Source organism: Methylophaga sp. UBA4204 (assembly GCF_002379485.1).
In the GTDB taxonomy this organism is placed as follows: domain Bacteria; phylum Pseudomonadota; class Gammaproteobacteria; order Nitrosococcales; family Methylophagaceae; genus Methylophaga.
The window spans coordinates 2,145-6,080 of record NZ_DFTU01000034.1 but is presented as its reverse complement, the minus strand read 5'-3'; the positions used below and the strand labels follow the sequence as shown (position 1 = coordinate 6,080).

Sequence of the window (3,936 nt, the reverse complement as noted above, 5' to 3'; positions counted from 1 at the left end):
TGAGTTGCAACAAGGTTTTGGTACCGCCGATATCTGCAGCTAACAGGGTTTGCATATTATTGTGCCGCAGCAGCCTGGTCCATAAACCAGTAATAATCACCTGTCGGCGCGAGCCGCTGAACCGGTAAGCCGGATACCGCCTCACTGGTAATATCTCTGACAATATCTGCTTTCGCTTCACCGGCGATAAACACAATCACCTGTCTGGCTGAGTTGATTACCGGATAGGTCAATGTTACGCGCCAGGATTGAAATTTCTCCACAAACAGACTGGTTGTCAGCGTATCGGTAACGTCCAGTGCGGGAGTATCTGGAAACAGTGAAGCAATATGACCATCAGGCCCTAACCCGAGGAGCACCAGATCAAAAGGATTATCTTCCATCACCATTTTGATGGTACTGGCATAACGAGTTGCAACCTCAGCAGCATCGCCACTTTCGGTAGGCATGCGATGCACATTCTCAGCCGGGATAGGTAAATGATCCAGCATTGCCAGTCTGGCCATTTTAAAGTTGCTGTCATCGTGAGTGGCCGGCACACAGCGCTCATCACCAAAAAATATCTGCACTCTTGCCCAATCTATCTGTTCGATATAAGGTGAAGTCGCCAGTTTCTGATACAGTCCTTTTGGTGTCGAACCACCGGCAAGCGCAACATAAAATACTCCTCTTTTGGCAATGGCTGAACGGGCGGTCACCACAAAATGTTCGGCAGCAGCCTCGATCAACGTATCAGAATCAGGCAGAATTTTTTGTTCAGCTTTCATGTCTATCCTCAATATTAAAAATAATTTTTGTGCGGTAATCAGCTGACAGTGTCAGTCAAATCCTGCTAATTTAGCAATCAAGCTGCACCGACAGCAAGCCAAATAACACTTCAATCCACTTCTCACAGGAACCATCACTTTATGAAAAACACTTTTTTTATTGTTGCCATGTTGTTTTATTCCGCGTCTGCTGCAGCTGAAACAGAAATAAACTTTAACCTAATCAATCTCAATGCAACAGCCGCCACCGAAGTGGCAAATGACAAGGTAAGCAGTGTGATTCAGGTAATGCTTAATGGCACAGATCCGGCTAAATTGGGTCAGCAGGTCAATCAACGCAGCAATCAGTTACTGGCGAAAATCAAAGATTTTGATGCGGTCAAATCTCAAACCACCGGCTACCAAACCCGCCCGATGTATAAAGACAGTCAAATCGTCTCCTGGCAGGTAAGCCAGCAAATTCGCTTAGACAGTCACGATTTCAATCAGATGAGCGAATTATTGGGTGAAATTCAATCTCTTGGCACAGTACAATCCATGGAATTTTCATTATCCGACGAATTAATCGAATCAACTCAAAACGACCTGATGCAACAGGCTATCAGCAAGTTTCGTAATAAAGCATCGTTAATTCAGCAGCAATTTGATGAACCGGGTTATCGCCTGGTTAATATGTCAGTCAATACCAGCGGCTATGCGCCGGTTCATCGCATGGAAAGCAGCATGATGATGTCCGCCGATATGAGCAGCAAAAGTGCACCTGTAGCACTTGAAGCTGGCAGCAATAAAGTCTCAGTTGATGTCCATGGCCAAATTCAATTGATCAGTGATACCACCACACTAACGGATTAAGACTTATAGTTCTTTCATTTCCGCTTCGTTTGACGAAATGCGTCTCCAGCAGTAGTTGCTCTGAAAGATAAACAAGCCCTAGGCTTACTTTAAAAACAAATCGTAGGCCGGGTTGTCGGTTTCCAACCAGTGGACATAGCCAAGATTATCCAGGAACGCCTGAAATTCTTCATTGAATTCAGGTGCTACTTGAATCCCAACCAGCACCCGGCCATACGCTGCTCCATGATTACGATAATGAAACAGGCTGATATTCCAGCGCTGACCGATATGTGTCAGAAAACGTAACAAGGCCCCCGGTCGTTCCGGAAATTCAAAACGAATCAGACGTTCATTTTCAGCTTGAGGTGCATGGCCACCAACCATATAACGAACATGTAATTTCGCCATTTCATTATCGCTAAAATCGATCCACTGGTAGCCCGCTTGAGTCAGGTTTTCAAAGAGAATCTGTCGTTCTTCTTCACGACCAGACATCCGCACCCCAACAAACACCTGTGCCTGCTGTTTATCAGCATATCGATAATTAAACTCGGTTATTCCGCGTTCCGCCAAAGTCTTGCAGAAGCGTTGGAAACTACCCGGCTGCTCGTCAATGGTTGCGGCAAACAATACTTCCCGGCGTTCCCCAATTTCAGCCCGTTCTGCCACATGCCGGAGCCGATCAAAATTCATATTTGCGCCGCTGTTGATAACCACCATGGTTTTGTCATACAAACCATTTTGCTGAATATATTTTTTGGCACCGGCAATCGATAACGCCCCTGAAGGCTCGGCAATTGAGCGGGTATCATCAAACACATCCATTATCGCAGCACAGATTTCATCGGTCTCCACCGTCACCACATGATCAACCGTTTTTTGTGCAATCCGGAATGGCTCTTCACCAACCTGTCTGACCGCAGTTCCATCGGCAAACAACCCTACCTGATCCAGTTTGACTCTTTCACCGGCATCCAGAGCGGCTTTGAGACTCGCAGCATCGGCAGGTTCAACTGCAATAATTTTGATTTCAGGCCAGATGGCTTTTATATAAGCCGCCATTCCGCCTAGCAAACCGCCGCCACCTACCGGAATAAATACTGCATAAACTGGATCGGGATGCTGGCGCATGATTTCCATCGCAATGGTGCCCTGTCCGGCTATCACCAGAGGATCATCATAAGGATGGATAAACACCCGTCCCTCATCAGCAGAAACTTGCTTGGCATAATCAAACGCTTCATCGTAACTATTACCATGCAAAGTAATGTCAGCACCCAACATACGTACCGCTTCCACTTTGATTGGTGGCGTAGTTATCGGCATAACAATGATGGCGGAAATACCCATTTTGCTGGCGGCCAGCGCAACACCTTGCGCATGATTACCTGCTGAAGCGGCGACCACCCCCTGCTTTCGCTCAGCATCGGTTAAGTGGCTCATCCTGTTATAGGCACCACGCAATTTAAAGGAAAAAACCGACTGCAAGTCTTCGCGTTTAATCAGAATCTGATTATTCAGCCGCTTGGATAATCTTGGCATCAAATCCAAAGGGGTTTCGATAGCGACATCGTAGACGCGCGCTTTAAGGATTTTTTCTACATAGCCTGTGAGCATGGTGTTCCAGATTCAGTCTGTTAGGTTAACAAAGATGACTACGTTACCATTGACCATCATTTATCTCTATAATTAGCCGGATAAAATCAAGCCATTCAAATTAACAAGGAATCGCAATGACTGCTGATGAAATGAAGAAACAAGCTGCGTGGTCGGCTTTGGAATACATTACCACTGATGGTGTCGTAGGTGTTGGCACCGGCTCTACCGTTAATCACTTTATTGATGCGTTAGCTACCATTAAAGGTCGTATTGAAGGTGCTGTATCCAGTTCAAATGCTTCCACCCAACGGCTCAAGGATTACGGCATTCATGTTTTTGATTTAAACGAGGTTAAAGAAGTCGCGGTATATGTAGATGGTGCAGATGAATCAAACCACAATCTGCAACTGGTTAAAGGTGGTGGCGGTGCATTAACCCGCGAAAAAATTATTGCAGCAGTGGCTGATAAATTTGTCTGTATTGCTGACGCAACCAAACTGGTTGATGTGCTGGGCAAATTCCCGTTACCGGTTGAAGTGATCCCGATGGCGCGTAGCTATGTCGCCCGTGAAATCGTTAAACTGGGCGGTCAGCCAGTTTATCGTGAAGGCGTGATCACCGATAACCATAATGTCATTCTGGATGTGCATGGTCTGGATATTATGGAACCTATCAAACTGGAAAAAACACTGAACGATATTGTCGGTGTAGTGACCAATGGCCTGTTTGCAATGCA

The 3,936-nt window shown here is 46.0% G+C and carries 4 protein-coding genes; 2 read left to right on the top strand and 2 right to left on the bottom strand.

Features of this window, described 5'->3' with window-relative positions; all coding sequences use genetic code 11:
- Window positions 1-56: 56 nt before the first annotated feature.
- The gene (gene pgl, locus B3182_RS04410; protein WP_292353643.1) at window positions 57-767 is read right to left on the bottom strand and encodes a 6-phosphogluconolactonase; all 711 of its coding nucleotides are present in this window, start codon (window positions 765-767) and stop codon (window positions 57-59) included.
- 141 nt (window positions 768-908) lie between these two features.
- Here pgl and B3182_RS04405 point away from each other — a divergent pair, with 141 nt between their 5' ends.
- On the top strand, window positions 909-1,619 hold the full coding sequence (locus B3182_RS04405; protein ID WP_292353642.1) for an SIMPL domain-containing protein: 711 nt from the start codon (window positions 909-911) through the stop codon (window positions 1,617-1,619).
- Window positions 1,620-1,703: 84 nt separating this feature from the next.
- Here B3182_RS04405 and ilvA read toward each other — a convergent pair whose 3' ends face one another.
- Window positions 1,704-3,218 (bottom strand): threonine ammonia-lyase, biosynthetic, encoded by a 1,515-nt coding sequence (gene ilvA, locus B3182_RS04400; RefSeq protein ID WP_292353641.1) that lies wholly within the window; start codon window positions 3,216-3,218, stop codon window positions 1,704-1,706.
- Between the two features lie 116 nt (window positions 3,219-3,334).
- On the opposite strand from ilvA, the gene rpiA reads away from it, so the two are divergent.
- Window positions 3,335-3,936: ribose-5-phosphate isomerase RpiA (gene rpiA / locus B3182_RS04395; protein ID WP_292751701.1), on the top strand; the 602-nt coding region annotated here is incomplete at its 3' end.

What these genes read in the sequence shown, in the direction of transcription:
- pgl (WP_292353643.1), bottom strand. Translation starts at nt 767, where the DNA reads ATGAAAGCTGAACAAAAAATTCTGCCTGATTCTGATACGTTGATCGAG.
- B3182_RS04405 (WP_292353642.1), top strand. Translation starts at nt 909, where the DNA reads ATGAAAAACACTTTTTTTATTGTTGCCATGTTGTTTTATTCCGCGTCT.
- ilvA (WP_292353641.1), bottom strand. Translation starts at nt 3,218, where the DNA reads ATGCTCACAGGCTATGTAGAAAAAATCCTTAAAGCGCGCGTCTACGAT.